Source organism: Nonomuraea sp. NPDC049400, from assembly GCF_044466425.1.
Lineage (GTDB): Bacteria > Actinomycetota > Actinomycetes > Streptosporangiales > Streptosporangiaceae > Nonomuraea.
This window is the reverse complement of record NZ_JBITMP010000006.1, coordinates 330,165-346,074: the sequence shown is the minus strand read 5'-3', so window position 1 is coordinate 346,074 and position 15,910 is coordinate 330,165. Positions and strand designations below refer to the sequence as shown.

The 15,910-nt window shown below is 71.7% G+C and carries 15 protein-coding genes and 1 riboswitch; of the genes, 7 read left to right on the top strand and 8 right to left on the bottom strand.

Going from position 1 to position 15,910, the window contains the following annotated elements; all coding sequences use genetic code 11:
* Window positions 1-66 precede the first annotated feature (66 nt).
* Window positions 67-1,635, top strand: coding sequence for a hypothetical protein (locus ACIBVN_RS11630; RefSeq protein ID WP_397135203.1), 1,569 nt, complete (start codon window positions 67-69; stop codon window positions 1,633-1,635).
* Here the strand turns inward: ACIBVN_RS11630 and ACIBVN_RS11625 are convergent.
* The 7 genes from ACIBVN_RS11625 to ACIBVN_RS11595 form a co-directional block, all read right to left on the bottom strand.
* The gene (locus tag ACIBVN_RS11625; RefSeq protein ID WP_397135201.1) at window positions 1,632-1,919 is read right to left on the bottom strand and encodes a hypothetical protein; all 288 of its coding nucleotides are present in this window, start codon (window positions 1,917-1,919) and stop codon (window positions 1,632-1,634) included. The genes ACIBVN_RS11630 and ACIBVN_RS11625 overlap by 4 nt on opposite strands.
* Window positions 1,880-3,751 (bottom strand): FtsX-like permease family protein, encoded by a 1,872-nt coding sequence (locus ACIBVN_RS11620; RefSeq protein ID WP_397135199.1) that lies wholly within the window; start codon window positions 3,749-3,751, stop codon window positions 1,880-1,882. Before ACIBVN_RS11620 ends, ACIBVN_RS11625 begins: the two co-directional genes overlap by 40 nt.
* Complete coding sequence (locus ACIBVN_RS11615) at window positions 3,748-4,560, bottom strand: ABC transporter ATP-binding protein (RefSeq protein WP_397135197.1); 813 nt, start codon at window positions 4,558-4,560, stop codon at window positions 3,748-3,750. Before ACIBVN_RS11615 ends, ACIBVN_RS11620 begins: the two co-directional genes overlap by 4 nt.
* Window positions 4,561-4,570: 10 nt before the next feature.
* Window positions 4,571-5,233: an ATP-binding cassette domain-containing protein gene (locus ACIBVN_RS11610; RefSeq protein ID WP_397135195.1), complete on the bottom strand. Its 663-nt coding sequence runs from the start codon at window positions 5,231-5,233 to the stop codon at window positions 4,571-4,573.
* A 159-nt stretch (window positions 5,234-5,392) separates the two neighbouring features.
* A complete protein-coding gene (locus ACIBVN_RS11605; RefSeq protein WP_397135193.1) occupies window positions 5,393-7,399 on the bottom strand; it encodes a PH domain-containing protein in 2,007 nt (668 codons plus the stop codon).
* Window positions 7,396-7,896: a PH domain-containing protein gene (locus ACIBVN_RS11600; RefSeq protein ID WP_397135191.1), complete on the bottom strand. Its 501-nt coding sequence runs from the start codon at window positions 7,894-7,896 to the stop codon at window positions 7,396-7,398. The genes ACIBVN_RS11605 and ACIBVN_RS11600 overlap by 4 nt, the downstream gene beginning before the upstream one ends.
* A complete protein-coding gene (locus tag ACIBVN_RS11595; RefSeq protein ID WP_397135189.1) occupies window positions 7,893-8,120 on the bottom strand; it encodes a hypothetical protein in 228 nt (75 codons plus the stop codon). Before ACIBVN_RS11595 ends, ACIBVN_RS11600 begins: the two co-directional genes overlap by 4 nt.
* A 111-nt stretch (window positions 8,121-8,231) precedes the next feature.
* On the opposite strand from ACIBVN_RS11595, the gene ACIBVN_RS11590 reads away from it, so the two are divergent.
* Complete coding sequence (locus tag ACIBVN_RS11590) at window positions 8,232-9,461, top strand: sensor histidine kinase (RefSeq protein ID WP_397135187.1); 1,230 nt, start codon at window positions 8,232-8,234, stop codon at window positions 9,459-9,461.
* Window positions 9,458-10,105, top strand: a complete 648-nt coding sequence (locus ACIBVN_RS11585; RefSeq protein ID WP_397135185.1) for a response regulator — start codon at window positions 9,458-9,460, stop codon at window positions 10,103-10,105. The genes ACIBVN_RS11590 and ACIBVN_RS11585 overlap by 4 nt, the downstream gene beginning before the upstream one ends.
* Here the strand turns inward: ACIBVN_RS11585 and ACIBVN_RS11580 are convergent, their stop codons facing one another.
* Window positions 10,106-11,167, bottom strand: a complete 1,062-nt coding sequence (locus tag ACIBVN_RS11580; protein WP_397135183.1) for a phosphotransferase family protein — start codon at window positions 11,165-11,167, stop codon at window positions 10,106-10,108.
* A 144-nt stretch (window positions 11,168-11,311) separates the two neighbouring features.
* Here ACIBVN_RS11580 and ACIBVN_RS11575 point away from each other — a divergent pair, with 144 nt between their 5' ends.
* The 4 genes from ACIBVN_RS11575 to ACIBVN_RS11560 all read left to right on the top strand — a co-directional run bounded on the left by ACIBVN_RS11575 (window position 11,312) and on the right by ACIBVN_RS11560 (window position 15,819).
* On the top strand, window positions 11,312-12,634 hold the full coding sequence (locus tag ACIBVN_RS11575; RefSeq protein WP_397135181.1) for an NYN domain-containing protein: 1,323 nt from the start codon (window positions 11,312-11,314) through the stop codon (window positions 12,632-12,634).
* Window positions 12,635-12,761: 127 nt separating this feature from the next.
* Window positions 12,762-13,721, top strand: a complete 960-nt coding sequence (locus ACIBVN_RS11570) for an NlpC/P60 family protein (protein ID WP_397135179.1) — start codon at window positions 12,762-12,764, stop codon at window positions 13,719-13,721.
* A gap of 388 nt (window positions 13,722-14,109) precedes the next feature.
* A riboswitch (cyclic di-AMP (ydaO/yuaA leader) is annotated at window positions 14,110-14,272 on the top strand.
* 52 nt (window positions 14,273-14,324) lie between these two features.
* The gene (locus tag ACIBVN_RS11565; RefSeq protein ID WP_397135177.1) at window positions 14,325-14,861 is read left to right on the top strand and encodes a C40 family peptidase; all 537 of its coding nucleotides are present in this window, start codon (window positions 14,325-14,327) and stop codon (window positions 14,859-14,861) included.
* Between the two features lie 139 nt (window positions 14,862-15,000).
* Window positions 15,001-15,819 carry a hypothetical protein gene (locus tag ACIBVN_RS11560; RefSeq protein WP_397135175.1) on the top strand — a complete coding sequence of 273 codons (819 nt, stop codon included), beginning with the start codon at window positions 15,001-15,003 and terminating at the stop codon, window positions 15,817-15,819.
* The last annotated feature ends 91 nt before the right edge of the window (window positions 15,820-15,910 follow it).

The window sequence follows — 15,910 nt, the reverse complement described above, 5'->3', positions numbered from 1 at the left end:
CAAGCACCTTGCAAGGGGCGTGACTAGGATGTTTCCCCCCAAGTCAGGGCAACCCCAGGAGTGCCAGTGAATCCCGGTAACGAGTGGGAGCCGCCCACACCCCCTTCCCAGGCGCAGGGCAGGCAGTTCGGGCCGCCGAACCAGCCCCCGGCGATGCCGCCGATGCCGCCCTCGCCGCCGAACCAGCCCCCGACACTGCCGCCGATGCCGCCCCCGCCGCCGCGGCGGCCCGCCTGGCTGCTGCCCACGCTCGCCGCCGCCATCGTCGTGGTGGTCGCGGCGGGCGGGGTGGGCGCGTACGTGGTGGTGGAGAAGGTCTCCGGCGCTTCCAAGCCGCCCACTGCCAGGAGCGCGGCGCCGTCGCAGTCCGCCGCCACGGCGGCGGCGGGCCTCGACGTGTGCGCCATGCTGCCGGAGGAGGAGGCCGACCGGCTGGTGCCCGACGCGACCGTCTCCAAGAGATCCAAGGACGGCGATTACACGGTCGACTTCATCTGCAACTGGAAGAACGACCGCATCTCGTTCGGCGAGTTCTGGCGCAGCAGGGAGATCGACGTACGGATCGAGCAGCACAAGGGCGACGGCGCCAAGACCGGCCGGGCCATGGCACAGAACTCGTACGAGGTCGAATACCAGGGCGGCAAGTACAGGGAGACCGCCAAGCCCTCGCTCGACCCCGGCGACAAGGAGTACATCTCGCCGATGAAAGACATCCCGGGCGTCGGTGAGGGCGCGTTCGCGCAGTACACCTGGCGCCGGGGCGGCGAGCTGCTGTGGTACTCCTACGGCCTGGCCCACGCACGGGTCGGCGACATGACGATCGAGGTGAAGTTCCAGGCCGGGCAGCAGCGCAAGGACGCGCAGATACTGTCCAACGAAGGCATGCAGTCGATCAACGAGGAGAACGCCATCCGCGAGGTGAGCGGTCTGGTGGGGCACTTCGCCAAGGGCCTGGCGGCCTGGCAGAAGCAGCACCCCAACGTGCTGGCCCAGGCGGAGCCGGCGCAGGCCACGACCACGCCGAGCGCGCGGCCGACGCCCTCACCGACCGTGCTGGCGCAGTTCCCGGCCGACTGCGCGGCCGTGACCGAGGTGGCCACGCGGCTGGTGCCCCAGCCCACCACCCGGGCGCGCGGCACCGCGGCCGGCGCCGACGCCCAGACCGAGTGCCGCTGGCTCAACGTCGACCTGCCGGGCGACGGCGAGGGGGTCAAGAAGATCCGCAGCGTGCTGATCACCGTGCACCGGTTCACCAACCGGGCGGGCGCGGCCGACGAGACCGCCGCCAAGAGCTACTACGCCAGCGAGTACGGCGGCGACAAGCACACCGCGGAGTCGTCGATCGGCGGCATCTCCTGGGGCAAGCTGACCGACGTCAAGGGACTGGGCGACCAGGCGTACCAGCAGTTCATCCAGAACCGGCACAGCGAGGTCTTCGCCTCCACCGGCACGGTGCTGATGCGCAAGGGCTCGGTCGCCGTCAGGATCGACTACAACGGCCACCAGCGGCCGAAGGACGAGCCGATGAACTCGCCCAAGGTCCAGTTCATGCCACAGAAGGAGGCGATGGACGGGGCGCTCACCCTGGCCAGGGCGTACATGGGCGAGCTCGCCAAGCAGCCCGCGGGCAGCTAGGAGGGGACGTCGCGGAGTCGCTCCACGCGGATGCCGCGCAGCAGCGCCTCCGACACCAGCACGGCGGCCAGCAGGCTGACCAGCAGCGCGACGCCGACGACGGCCGCGACGGGCACGGCCGCGACCGCGTGCGGCAGCGGCGGCGTGACCGGGGGCTCGGCGAACTGCGGGATCCGCCCCAGCGCCGCCTTGGCTGCCACGAGCCCGGCCAGCAGGCCCGCCAGGGTCCCGGCGGCGACCGTGATCACCTGTTCGAGCAGGAGCGCCACCCGCAGGGCCGCCACGCGGGCGCCCGACGCCTCCAGCGCGGCCAGCTCGTACGTCCGCCTCCTGGCCGCCGTGAGGCGACGGCCGCCAGCCGCGCGGGATCGGAGGCCACCATCTGGGGCGGACCGGGCACCCTGATGACCGGTGCGGCCGTCCTGCCGCCCGGGTCGGCGGCGTTCACGGCGGCGATGAGCTTGCCCGGCTCCACCGGCCTGACCGTGATCGCTGTGGGGGCGCCGTTGTGGAACACGGCAGCCTCCTGGTAGTCGCCCGACGTGGCGCTCCACGCCGACACCGCGAACGTGGCCAGCCCGAACGCCGCACCCAGCACCACCACGCTCCCCGCGGTGACCGGCCCCCGCGCGACCTGCCGCAGCGCGAGGAACGGACCCAGTCCGCCGCGCCGCCTGGTCAGCCCGAACAGCCGCCTGGTAAGCACCGGCAGCGCCCGGCTGGCCAGCAGCGCCACGCCCAGCGCGACCAGCCCGGGCACGGCCATCGCGGCCGAGCTCTGCCCGGACACGTTCACGATCACACCGGTGGCGAGCAGCTCGACCAGGCCGAGCGCGGTCATCGCGAGGACCACTGAGTCGAGCACCCAGCCGCGCGCCGACCTGCGCGGAGTGCGCCGCCACTCCTCGGTGACCGGGCGCGTGGCCGTGCGCCAGGCCGCGAGCGCGGCGGCCAGCACGCCGCCGAGCGTGGCCGCGACCCCGGCCAGCGCCGCCTCCGGCGGGAAGCGGGCCGGGACGCCGGTCGGCAGCAGCGCGCCGATCATGGCGCCTGCCGCGGCGTGCCCGAGCAGCAGCCCGAGCGGGACGGCGACGGCGAGCAGCAGCAGCGGCTCGGCCAGCGCGAACCGCCACACCCGTGCCCGCCCGTGCCCGCGCAGCCTGGCCAGCGCGATCTCCGCGCCCCTCGCCCGCACCAGGTCGCCCACGGTCTGGAAGAGCAGCATCCAGCCGAGCCCGACCAGCTGGGCGATCACCAGGAGCGTCGGCACGCCGAGCGAGCCGGTGTTCGCGGTCATGAGCGCGAGCATGTCGCCCACGCGGGAGAACACGATGGCATTGCTGTTCCTGCCCGCGGACTCGGCGGTGGCCTGCATGGCGGCCAGGGCTTCGACGTCGGTGCCTTCGAGGCGGTTCGGGTCGATGAAGACGATGCCGTAGTCGGTCCAGCCGTTCTCGGCCTCCCGGACGCTCGCGTAGTTGACGGCGCCGGCGATGACGTACGTGTCCAGCCGGGTCTGCGGCACGGTGAACAGCGCGTCGGCCTTGTCCCGGCCCGGCTCGCCGGTCGGCGAGAACAACGTCCTGCCGAACCAGAACGGGTCGGCCTGCGACCCTGGCCGGTAGATACCGACGACCTTGAGCGGCGCCGGGTCGCGCCTGGTGTCGCCGAACTCGCCTGTGGCCACGGAGCTGAGATAGATCGTCTGGCCCAGCTTGAACCCTGAGGCCTGGCTGGCCATCACCTCCTTGCCCGCGCTCGGGCAACGCCCCTTGGCCAGCGGCAGGTGCGCGCACTGCCCGTCCTGCCAGACCAGCGAGAACGAGCGCCGGTCGTCCCGCCGCCCGCTCGTGGTCTCCATGCCGAAGATCGGCCGGCTCGTGAACCCGGCCCCCTTGGTGAACGCCCCGACCGCGGCCTCGATGCCGCCGGTCGTCGTCGTGTAGCGCCAGCCGCGCCCCTCCAGCGGCGCCGACTTCATCACGTCCCTGACGATCGTGGTGCGCGCGGCGGCCGAGTAGATCGGCCCCACCGCCGCCGACGCGATCGGCACGATCGCGATCAGCAGGACGACCAGGGAGAGCGCGCGTCGTTCCCGGAGGCCGCGCAGGATCAAGGCTCGGCCCTCCTGAGCGCGATGCCGTCCTCGAGCTCCTCGATCCTGGCCATGGAGCCCGGCGGCAGCAGGTGATGGTATTCGGGCGGCACCTGCACGGCGCCCTCCCTGCCGACGACCACGAAGTCCTCGCCGCGTCTGCCCTCCGCGCCGACCCGGCCGTCCCTGATCGTCACGGTACGGCTCAGCGCCTCGCTCACCGCGGCGTCGTGCGTGACCACGACGGCGGTCGTGCCGTCGGTCTCGGTGGCGCGCTTGATGAGGTCCACCACCCAGGCGCCCGAGTCCTCGTCGAGCTGGCTCGTGGGCTCGTCGGCCAGCAGCAGCCTGGGCCTGTTGGCCAGGGCTACGGCCAGGGCCAGCCGCTGCTGCTCACCGCCCGACATGCGGCCCGAGGGGCGGTCTCCGGCGTCCTCCAGGCCGACGCGGCGCAGCAGGTCCCTGGCGTGACGCTTGTCGCGTTTGACCGCGCGCTGGGCGAAGGCCACGTTCTGAGCGGCGGAGAGGTAGCCGATGAGGTTGCGTGCGGGGTTCTGCAGGACCATGCCGATGTGTGCGGCTCTGAGCCGGTCGAGCCTGCGCTGACCGAGCCGTCCCATGTCGGTGCCGTCCAGCCACAGCCGGCCCGCGCTCGGGCGCAGCAGGCCCGCCAGCAGCCACAGCAGTGTCGACTTGCCCGCGCCGGACGGTCCGAGCAGCGCGACCGTCTCGCCCTTGTCGATCACCAGGTCCACGTCGCGCAGCGCGACGACCTCCACGTCCTGCGCCTGGTAGATCTGCACGATCCCGTCGCACCTGACGACGCTCATGGCAGCCTGCTCATGGGCGGCTCTCCGAACGTCCGCGGGCGATCGTACGCAGGTCGATCACCCGGTCGCGGCGCTCGGCCACCTCGGGGTCGTGCGTCGCGATCACCAGCGTGGTGCCGTCGCCCCGCACCGCGAGCAGCTCGTCCAGCAGGACGGCGCGGTGCGCGGCGTCCTGCTCGGCCGTCGGCTCGTCCGCCAGCAACACCCGCGGCCGCAACGCCAGCGCCCTGGCCACCGCCACCCGCTGCTGCTGCCCCCCGGACAGCTCCTCCACCAGGTGAGCGGCGAACTTGGCCACCCGCACGCGCTCCAGCGCCTCCGCCGCCAGCCGCATGGCCTCGCGCGGTGTCCGCCCGGCCGCGCGGAGCGCGACCTCGACGTTCTCGGCCGCCGTGAGCAGGCTCAGCAGCCCGTACGAATGGAACACCAGCGCCAGCTCGGAACGCAGCTCCGGCTGCTCGTCCAGAGGCACGCCCCTGACCAGGACCCGCCCTCCGGCGGGCGGGAGCAGCCCGGCGAGCGTCGTCAGCAGCGTCGTCTTGCCGGACCCCGACGGCCCCATGAGCGCCACCTGATCGGCTGGAGCCAGCTCGAGAGTGAGGTCTTCGATGATCGTGCGCCCGCCCGCGCGGCAGCTGAGGCCTCGGCAGGCGAGCGCCGGTCCAGGCACCACGCGGGGATCATCCCCCTGGCCGCTTACCCGCGTCAACGGTTAATGAAGCTGCAACCCGGTTGCAAGTGACCCAAATACCGTTATGTCCTGCAAGACCTGAGCCGCGGGATCGGGTTTGTCCAGTACAGGGGCATGGGCAAGCCGGGGGGATCACGCGGCTCATTGCTTTTCCTGGACCAGGAACGGCTGGAGCAGGCCGGGAACCGCTCGAGCCGCCAGCTCCAGGCCGTCGGCACGGCCGACGTCCACGACGTCGTAGTGGCCCTTGCCCGCGGCGGTGATCGCGGAGACGGTGAGCAGGCCCGAGCGGCGCTGGAAGTACGACTCGCTGATCGTCCACCCCGAGATGCCCTTGCGGTCGAGGGCGATCGTGTGCCGCACCACCGCGCCCTGCCTGGTGAGGAGATGGCGGCCGCCCAGCGCGTGCCCGAGGCTCCTGGCGCTCTCCACGGCCGCCCACATCCCGAACGCCAGCGCAACCACCGGGACCGCCCAGATCGAGACCCGCAGCCAGGACCACGGGACCAGCCAGGACACCGGCCCGGCGACCGCGGTCAGCACGGCGACCGTCACCAACGCCCGCACGACCCGCCTCCGCCTGGCGGCCGCCGGATGCCTGACCAGCACCGGATCGGCCCCCAACGCGGCCGCGACCGCCAGTGCGCCCTGCTCGGGCGTGCGTGCGCTCTGCCCTGCCGCGCCTGCGCCCACCTCGGGCGCGTGTGCGCCCTGACCGGTCCTGCGTGCGTTCTGCCCGGTCGCGTGTTCGGCGTGCCCGTGCTTGCCTGCCCTTCCGCTCGCGTCGGCGGCGTCTGGGCCGGATGCGCCTGCCGCCGGGTACGGCGCGGCGACCTGCGTGGCGTGCCGAGGCGCAGTCGAGGCCGGCTCGATCGCGGCCGCCGTGACCGGTGCCGGGGTGGCGGCGATCTTGGCGGCCAGGTCCCAGGCCAGGGCGCGGGGGAGCGGCGGGGTGAGGGCGGCGACGTCCTCGGTCTCGTGCTCGGCCGCCTTGCCGAGCCCGGTGGCGATGGTCTTGACGCGGGCCCCGCCGCTCAGCCGGAGCAGCAGTGGCTCGCTGATCTCCACGCCGCGCAGCCGTCGTTCCTCCAGCGTCAGGGAACGGGTGGTCAGCAGGCCGCGCCGGAGCCGGAGCCGGCCGGGTTCACGGTCCAGCCGGTAGCGGCCCCACGACTCGGCGAACAGCAGGACGGCGCCGAGGACGCCGGCGGCCACGTTCACCGCGAGAAGCAGCGGGACCGCCACCAGCGGCCGCGCCGTCACCCAGTCCCACAGGCCGCTCGCCGCCCGGGTGGCGACGCTCTCCACCCCGAACGAGTTGAGAGCCTTGTAGAGGCCCCCCAGCACCAGCGCGGCCCCGGTGAACGTCCACACCGACAACGGCGCGTACCTGATCCACGACCAGCGCAGCTCCACCAGCGGCCCCTCGCCGGGAGCGGGCTCCTCGCCCTGGCGCAGCAGGGTACGGCGCAGGGACTCGGCGTCGTGCCTGGTCAGCGGGTCGAGTACGAGCTCGGTGCCCTCCGCCGAATGCTCGCCCGTACCCACCTTGATCACGGTCAGGCCGAAGGCCCGGAGCACCGGGTCGGCCCTCAGGTTCACGCTGCGCACCCGTTCGAGTGGGATCGAGCGGTGCTGGCGGACGGTGATGCCTGAGCGCAGTTCGAGGCGTTCGGGGGTGAGCCGCCAGCGGGTGGTGCGGAGCCTGGTCACGTCGTACGCCACCACGGCGGCCACGATCAGCACCGCGGCCGCCGCGCAGACCGCCACGACGCCGCCGGGCGGCCAGTCGCGGCCCGTCAGGAAGCGCACCAGCGCGGCCACCACGCCCGCCACGATCGCCAGCGACTTCACCCCGGAGGCCCACAGACTCCGCCCGGCCAGCCCCCGCCAGCCCCCGCCCGCAACGGCCGCTGTGCCCTCAGCGCGTGATCTGCCTCCTGCGGGCGCTCCGCTCCCCACGGGCGCTCCGCCTCTAACGGCCGTCCCGCCGTCGATGGGCGGCTCACGGCCAACAGGCGGCCCGGCGTCCCATGAGGCTGATCCGCCCAGCCCCCACGGCTGTTCCAGGGACGGCCCGTCCGTGCCGCGCGGGGGAGAGCCGGTCACGCCGTGTCCTGCGGTGCCGTGCGCGCGAGAGCCGTTCACGTCGCGTCCCCCGGCGTCGCCTGCGTGATGGCGGTCAGGCGTTCGGCCAGCTCGGCCGCCACCTCGTGGTCCAGCGCCTCGATCTTGACGGCCCCCGCGGACGAGGCGGTGGTCACCGTGATGTCGGCCAGCCCGAACAGTCGCTGCACCGGCCCCCGCACGGTGTCGACCCGCTGGATCCGCGACATCGGCGCCACCCGCCAGGTGTGGGTCAGCCACCCCTTGCGGGTGTAGACCGCCTGGTCGGTGACCTCCCACCGCTCCACCCGGTAGAAGGCGCGCGGCGCCACGAGGGCCAGCACCACGCATCCCGCGGCGAAGACCCCCACGCACACGCCCAGCCAGACCGGCCGCGAGGTGAAGATCCAGTACGCCGCCACCGCGGCGACGGCCACCGGCACCATGAGGATCAGCCACTGCACCGTCCACCAGGCGATCGCCCGCGGGTCGGCCTGGTTGCGCGGCGGGCGCAGCGCCACCTGGGAGATCCCGGTCATTCCCCGCCCTCCGCCTTCTTCGCGGAGTCGGCCACGGCCAGCAGCGCCAGCCCGAGCACCCCGATCACGATGGCCGCGAACACCTCGTACCCCTCAAGGAACGGCAGCCGGTTGACCACGAGCAGGTCGTGCGCCCACCGCCACCATCCGAACAGGGTGTTCAGCAGGCCGCCGAAACCTTGCAGGAGCAGCAGCCAGCCGAGCACCGTCAGCATCGACTTCATGGGTCCAAGCGTCGTCGCGGGGGAGCGGGGCCCGCGACGGCCGTAGGTCTCGGCCGGCATCGACTTTGGTCGCTGTCGCCGTACCTATGGCAGGGCCTAACCTCGGTGAGCGTGACGGAACTGCGGGGGGACGGCGCGCACGCCCACGAATACCGGTGGGCGCTGCCGTCGGTGCTGCTCGGCGACGGGCGCGAGGACCGCAGGGTGCGCCGCTCGACCCGCGACTGGATCGTCGACATCCTCATGTTCCTGCTCGCGTGCGGGGTCACTCTCGTGAGCCTGCCGGAGCTGCAGGACGAGCCCGAGCCGCTGCTGGCGCTGGAGCAGGTGGTGGGGGCGCTGTCGTGCGTGGCGGTGTGGCTGCGGCGCAGGTGGCCGGTGGGGCTCGCGCTGGTGACGACCCTGCTCTCGTCCTACCTGGAACTGTCGGGTGGAGCCTCGATCGTCGGGATGTTCACCGTGGCGGTGCACCGGCCGTTCAAGGTCTCAGGACCGATGCTGCTGCTCTCGCTCGTCACCCTCGCCCCGTACGTCATGCTGCGGCCCCAGAACGAGCTGGACGCGAAGTGGGCGGCGGCGCTCGGCGTGACGATCCTGCTGACCGTGTTCGCGTGGGGCATCGTGATCAGGGCCAGGCGGCAGCTCGTCTGGTCGCTCAGGCAGCGCGCCGACAGCGCCGCGGAGGAGGCCAAGCGGCTCGAGCGCGAGCGCATCGCCAGGGAGATGCACGACGTGCTCGCGCACCGCATCTCCATGCTGAGCCTGCACGCGGGCGCGCTGGAGTTCCGGCCGGACGCGCCCGCCGAGGAGATCGCCAGGGCCGCCGGGGCGATCAGGACCAACGCCCATCTCGCGTTACAGGACCTGCGCGAGGTGATCGGCGTGCTGCGCCACGCGCAACCGGACGGCGACGACCCGGTGCCCGACCGGCCGCAGCCCACGCTCGCCGACCTGTCCACGCTGGTCGATGAGTGCCGCCACGCGGGCATGGACGTGCGTCTCGACCTGCAAGCCGGCGGCGAAGCGCCGGGAGGGCTCGGCCGCAACGTCTACCGCATCGTCCAGGAGGCGCTGACCAACGCGCGCAAGCACGCGGGCGGGACGCCCGTTGAGGTCGCGGTCTCGGGAGCGCCGGGCGAGGGGCTGTCCGCGGAGGTGCGCAATCCTCTGTGGGCCCGCCAGGGGCCGCGCCTGCCGGGCGCGGGGGCGGGGCTCATCGGGCTGGCGGAACGGGCCGAGCTGGCGGGCGGACGGCTGGAGCACGGGGCGACCCCCGACGGCGAGTTCGTGGTACGCGCGTGGCTACCGTGGCCGGTGGAGACGACTCGGGAGGATGCATGATCAGGCTGCTGATCGTCGACGACGACGCGATGGTGCGGGCGGGGCTGTCGATGATCCTGGGCGGCGTCGACGACATCGAGATCGTGGCCGAGGCCGGCGACGGAGCCGAAGTACCGCCGCTGGTGGCCGGGCACCGGCCCGACGTCGTGCTGATGGACATCCGCATGCCCGGCGTCGATGGGCTCACCGCCACCGAGGCGCTGCGCCGCACGTCCTCGCCGCCCGAGGTGGTGGTGCTGACCACCTTCCACGCCGACGCGCAGGTGCTGCGGGCACTGCGGGCGGGGGCGGCGGGGTTCCTGCTGAAGGACATCGCGCCCGGCGACCTGGTGCAGGCCATCAGGAAGGTGGCCGCGGGCGAGCCGATCCTCTCGCCCGCGGTGACGCGCCAGCTCATCACGCACGTGTCCGACGGCGGCGCTGGGGAGCGCACCGAACGGGCCAGGAAGCTGCTCACCCGGCTCAGCGAGCGGGAGCGGGAGGTGGCGCTGGCCGTGGGGCAGGGCAAGTCGAACGCCGAGATCGCGCGCGAGCTCTACATGAGCGTGCCCACGGTCAAGGCGCACGTCTCGCGCATCCTCACCAAGCTCGACCTCAACAACCGGGTCCAGGTCGCGCTGCTGGTCTACGACGCCGGTACGTAGTCACCTCGCGAGCAGCTCCTCGATCGTGGCCCGGTGCAGCACCAGGTCGTCGGGGTCGTCCGGGGCGGGCTGCTCGCCGAAGTGGATCCGGCGCTGCCACACCCTGGCCATGACGATGCCGTGCCGGAGGGCGGCATACATCTCGTAGAAGTCCATGTCGCGGGGCTCGTACCCGGTTAATTCCCGATATTTCCGGCAGACGTCGCCGCGACGCATGAAGCCGGCCATGCCGGGAAAGCCCATGGCGACCGTGAGGTCCTGGAAGAAGCGGTGCAGAAAGATCATCCAGGACAGGTCCAGCTCGCGCGGGCCCACGGCGGCCATCTCCCAGTCGAGCACGGCGACCGGGGTGAAGTCCCGGAACATCATGTTCCCGATCCGGGCGTCGCCCCAGCACAGGACGTCCGGCCCGGGCTCCTGCGGCCAGTGCGGCTCCAGCCAGCGGAAGGCCCGCTCCAGCAGCGGGATGCGCCGCTCGCCGTGCGCCCACTCGTAGTAGGAGCGTTGTGCCTCGACGTGCGCGCGCAGCCCGGCCGGCCCGAGCGGGGCCAGCTCCTCGGCCGTGAACCGGGCCTGGTGCAGCGCCGCCAGGACCGCCACGGCGGCGTCCTGCAGGCTGCGCTGGTCCGCCGGCGCCGCGTCCAGCAGCCAGCTCCCGAATGTGTACGGCATCACGTCCGGCGGCACCTCGCCGTCCTCGCGCTCCATGACGAGGAACGGCGTGCCGAGATGATCGGGATCCGGTTCGAACCAGAGGGCCCTGGGCGCTGGAATCCCAGCTTTTTCCCTGGCCAGGCGCATGATCCCGAACTGTGCCCGCAGGTCATAGGAGGGGAACACCGGAACGGCCTCTACCGCAGGTGCGAGCCTGGCTACGCAGCGCGTTCCTCCTCCGTCCCAGGCGGCGGTGAAGAACAGGGTCTCGCTGGACATGCCGTTCTCGGACGGCCGGGACACTTCGGACACCGAAGCACTCTCGCCGGCCCTGCCGCGCAGCCAGACGGCCAGGCGTTCGCGCAGCTCTTCAAGGTCGCGGGTGGAGGTGCGGATCTCTTCTGTCACGGTCGGCCTCCTGGGTGAGCGCCTGCTCCGGCTCAGTCGTATACCGCCAACCAAGCGCTCGTCCATACAAAGGTGACCGTTACGGTCAGGTACGCGGCAGCCGTACCCTTGTCTGAAAGGGCATGTCACGAAGGGACAAGTGGGATGAGTTCAGCGGGTGAAGGCCTGTCTCGCCCGCTTCCCGAGCAGGTGCGGCTAAATGTCGTCGATCTGGCGTCTCAGGTCCTCGGGACGATGCCCGCTGCCTCCGTGCCTCCGCCGCTGCGCGGTATCGCCAAATTCGACCCCCGCAAGCGGGCCAAGCTCGGCAGCGCGCCCATCGCGGCGCAGCTCGAGAACGACAAGAAGTTCCGCGAGCTGGTGGCCGAATCGGTGGCCGCCGGCTGGCCCGAGCTGGTCGCCTCGCTGGCCGAGGGAAACGTGCCGCCCGCCGCCGACCCCGTGCTCGTGGCCGCGGCCGCGTACCTCACCAGGCCGCCCGGCTGGGCCGAGATGATCGAGGTCGCCCGCACCGACCTGGAGCAGTCGGCGGTGGCGGCCGAGGGGTCGGAGCGCGAGGAGGCGGTCACCCGGCTGCGTGAGCAGCTCGCCGCGCAGAAGAGCGCCGCCAAGGAGGAGTCCGACCGGCTGCGCGAGCAGATCAGGGTGGCCCGCGCGGAGAACTCCGACCTGCGGCGCAAGCTGCACGACGCCCGCGAGCGGGCCAAGGCCGCGGTCCATCACGCCGAGGAGATGGAGCACGCGGCTGAGGAGGCCAGGGCGGCCGCCTCGGCCTCCTCCGTCGCGGGCGAGTCCGAGCTGCGGCGGCTGCGCGAGCGCCTGGCGGACGTGGAGAAGCAGCTCGAGGCCTCGCGCCGGGCGGCCCGCGAGGGCAGGAGCATCGAGGACGCCCGCATCAGGGTGCTGCTCGACGCGCTGCAGGACGCCTCCGCCGGGCTGCGCAGGGAGCTGGCTCTGCCCACGACGATCACCCGGCCCGCCGACTCGGTCGCCGCGATCACCGGCGAGCGGCCCGGCGTGCGCGGCGTGCCCGCACGCGCCCTCGCCGACGACGACCCGCAGCTGCTCGACCAGCTCCTGGCCCTGCCGCAGGTCCATCTGATCATCGACGGCTACAACGTCACCAAGACCGGCTACGGCACCCTCACCCTCGCCGACCAGCGCAACCGGCTGATGACCGGGCTCGGCGGGCTGGTGGCGCAGACCAGGGTCGAGGTGACCGTGGTGTTCGACGGGGCGGAGCTCAACGCCCCCGTGCAGGTGGTGGCGCCGCGCGGGGTGCGGGTGCTGTTCAGCGACCCAGGGGAGATCGCCGACGACCTGATCCGCCAGCTCGTCCGCGCCGAGCCGCCCGGCCGGGCCATCGCCGTGGTGTCGTCGGACCGCGAGGTGGCCGAGTCCGTCAGGCGGATGGGAGCCAGACCCGTTCCGTCTGGCTTGCTGCTGCGCAGGCTGGGGCGGGCCTAGATTACGGACCGGCTGGGTTGGCGCTCCATCACGATTTGCCACGTTTAGGGGATGCCTCACCCGCCACTTCTGTACTATTTCGCCCCAGATATCATCCCTGGGAGGCGACACAGTGAGGTTTGGCAGGATGCCGGTGGCCGCGGGTCTCGCGTTCGGGCTGCTCCTGTCCCCGATAGGCCCTGCCCTCGCTGATCCCAAACCCACACTCCGGCAGGCCAAGGCCAAGCTCGAGAAGCTCAACGACAAGGCCGACAAGGTCGTCGAACAGTTCAACACGGCCAATGAGCGGTACAAGAAGGCCAAGAGCTCCTACACCAAGCTGAACGACAGCTACAAGCGCAAGCTGGCGACCGTCGCGGACCTGCGGGCCGAGGTGATCGGCATGGCCGTCAACAGCTACAAACTCGGCACCGACCTGACCTCCTTGCCCGGGCTGATCGGCACGGACAACCCCGAGGCCCTGCTGACGGCGCTGACGCTGACCGGGCAGCTGTCGAAGGAGCGGGCGGAGAAGCTGGCCGCGTTCGACCGTGAGAACCGCGGGCTGAAGGCCGAGCGCGACAAGGCGGAGGAGGCGCTGGAGGTCGCGGACAAGGAGCGGGACGGCGTCGAGAAGGAACGCGCGGAGATCCTGAAGCTGATCGCCCAGCAGAAGAAGCTGCTGAGGCGACTGGGCGCCTACAATCCCGGCAACCCGAACAGCGTCGGCATCAAGTACAGCGGCCCCGCCTCCGGCAACGCCGCCGCCGTCCTGCGCTTCGCCTACGCCCAGGTGGGCAAGCCGTACATCTACGGCGGGACCGGTCCACGAGGCTATGACTGCTCGGGCCTTACCCAGGCGGCATGGCGCGCCGGCGGCGTGTCGTTGCCGCGTACGACGTGGCAGCAGTGGGCGTGGGGGGCCAACCGCAGGGTCGATTTGAACGATCTCCAGCCCGGGGACCTCATCTTCACCTCGAGCCTGGGCCACGTCGTCATTTACGCCGGCAACGGGGACATCGTCCACGCGCCCCAAACCGGCGACGTGGTCAAAGTCGTCAAGCTCTCCTCCTACGGCGGCCCCATCGTGGGCGTCGTCCGCCCGTAGGCGCGCTTCCCGGTCCTCAAACGGTGAGTGGCTGAACGATCGCGCACGCTTTCTTCTATGCACCATAGTAGATGGCTGCGGCGGGGCAAATGTGAAAAAGGCGACAATCGCGATCTGACAAACGCCTGCGAAAAGAAGTGTGAGCAGTGTCACATTTCGATAACAGAGCCTGGCGCTCCAGCAGCGATTTCCACTCTTACAGACCCCTTTATCTGATCTTTACAGCCCATGTCTCGCTTTGCCGATTCTTGACGGTTCGGCGTAGCTTCTGGCGACGTCGCGGTGAACGAGCCATGTCCTCCGCGAACCCGCATCGGTCCCTACCGATGTGAGACAGATAAAGATCCGCTGGTCACCGCCCCATATCCCCGTATCAACCTCTTGATCGGGCGGTGGCCTGCCGAGTCCGTGCAGCCAGGAGGCACGGAGCCGGGGACCCAGCGATCCCAGTTCCCAGGGATCAGGGGTGAATCGGCGCGTAGACCGCGCCGTAGGGCTACTTCCAGGCCCGAATCCGTCAGCTAACCCGGTAGGCATTCGTGGAAGAGTCAAGGAGAAATCCTGTCTACCTCCCTGCATAACCCCCGTCTGTCCCGCTTTGCCATGAGCGGCGTAGCGCTCACGATGACCGTGACGGCCGGAGGTCTGGTCCTCCATGCCCCAACGGCTCAGGCGGCCACCAGCACGTCGGTCTCGACGGCCAAGGCGGCCACGACCGCCCAGACCTCGACGTCGGCCAAGGCCGCAACGCTGAGGGCGGTCAAGGTGGCCCGGCAGAAGTCCAAGGCCCGCAAGGCTGTCTCAGCCGCCAAGAACCAGATCGGTGACCCGTACCGGTACGGAGGCACAGGTCCTGGTTCGTTCGACTGCTCCGGCCTCGTCCAGTACGCCTGGAAGAAGGCCGGGGTGAAGCTCCCGCGCGTGGCGAGCAGCCAGTTCGCCCGCATCAGGAAGAAGGTCTCCTGGCGGCACCTCCAGCCCGGCGACCTGCTGTTCTTCAACGGGCTCGGCCACGTGGGCATGTACGTCGGCAAGGGCAAGATGATCCACTCGCCGCGGACAGGCGAACGGGTGCGCATCGACAAGCTGGGCGGATGGCGTAAGGCGTCCTTCGTGGGCGCGGTCCGTCCCGGCCTGTGACCAAGCCCCGCCCGAACCCTTTGGTTCGGGCGGGGCTCGTCCTGCTGCGTCGGCTGGTTCGGGCGGGGCTCGTCCCGCCGCGTCGGCGCACACGTAAGCGGCGGATGTGGCCCTTGTGGGGCGACTACGATCGGGCATCGTGTCCAGGTGGGTGAGTCGGCGGGTCGCGGTGGTCTCCATCGTGCTCCTCGCCGTCGCCCCCGCCAGCGCCCCCACCCCCGATTCGCCGGCCCTCCCGCCGGAGGCCCGCCACCTGTGGCGTGACGACGCGGTCGTCGTCCGCGGCGCGCGGTCCGCCGTCGTCGGCCACCACACCCCACCCGGTGAGCTCCGCGAACTCGCACGCAGAGCCGACGTGGCCGGGCAGCGGGTCTCGGACGTGCTCGGCCGGCCAGTACGACCGCTGATCGTCGTTCCCGGCTCCGCCGCGGAAGCGGCCCGGCTGGCCGGGGTGGGGCGGGTTGACGGGCTGGCCGCGATGGCCGACGGCGGCCGGGTGATCATCGTCCCCGAGTTCTTCGCCAAGCTGAACTCCACCGGCAAGGACGTCGTACTGGCCCATGAGCTCACCCACGTCGCGGCGGGCACCGACCGCCTGCCCGTCTGGCTCTACGAGGGGTTCGCCGACTACGTCGGATACCGCGACTCCGGGCTCCCCGTGAGGACCGCCGCCGCCGAGCTCGCCGCCGAGGTGCGGTCCGGCCGTCTGCCGGGTGAGTTGCCCGGATCTGCCGCTTTCGCGGCCGACGGGCGGGATCCCCTGCGGCTCGCGCGGGCGTATCAGGAAGCCTGGCTCGCGTGTCGCTTCCTCGCTGACCGGTTCGGTGAGGAGACCCTGGTGAGGCTCTACCGTGATGCCCGGGCAGTCGGCGTCGACCAGGCACTCGCCGCGCTGGGGCTCTCCGCGGCCACGCTGACCGCACGGTGGCGCGACTACGTGCGAGACCAGCTCGCGTGAGGGGGAGGCTGATGGGCGAACAGCGAGATACGGACGACGTCGAGGGGGTAAGCGCCGGACAGGGGGCGGCGGCAGATGAGGGGTATGGGGA

Excerpts from the sequence above, each read along its gene's own strand:
- ACIBVN_RS11615 (WP_397135197.1), bottom strand. The coding sequence starts at position 4,560 with ATGAGCGTCGTCAGGTGCGACGGGATCGTGCAGATCTACCAGGCGCAG.
- ACIBVN_RS11565 (WP_397135177.1), top strand. The coding sequence starts at position 14,325 with ATGAGCGGCGTAGCGCTCACGATGACCGTGACGGCCGGAGGTCTGGTC.
- ACIBVN_RS11570 (WP_397135179.1), top strand. The coding sequence starts at position 12,762 with ATGCCGGTGGCCGCGGGTCTCGCGTTCGGGCTGCTCCTGTCCCCGATA.
- ACIBVN_RS11585 (WP_397135185.1), top strand. The coding sequence starts at position 9,458 with ATGATCAGGCTGCTGATCGTCGACGACGACGCGATGGTGCGGGCGGGG.
- ACIBVN_RS11600 (WP_397135191.1), bottom strand. The coding sequence starts at position 7,896 with ATGACCGGGATCTCCCAGGTGGCGCTGCGCCCGCCGCGCAACCAGGCC.
- ACIBVN_RS11595 (WP_397135189.1), bottom strand. The coding sequence starts at position 8,120 with ATGAAGTCGATGCTGACGGTGCTCGGCTGGCTGCTGCTCCTGCAAGGT.
- ACIBVN_RS11575 (WP_397135181.1), top strand. The coding sequence starts at position 11,312 with ATGAGTTCAGCGGGTGAAGGCCTGTCTCGCCCGCTTCCCGAGCAGGTG.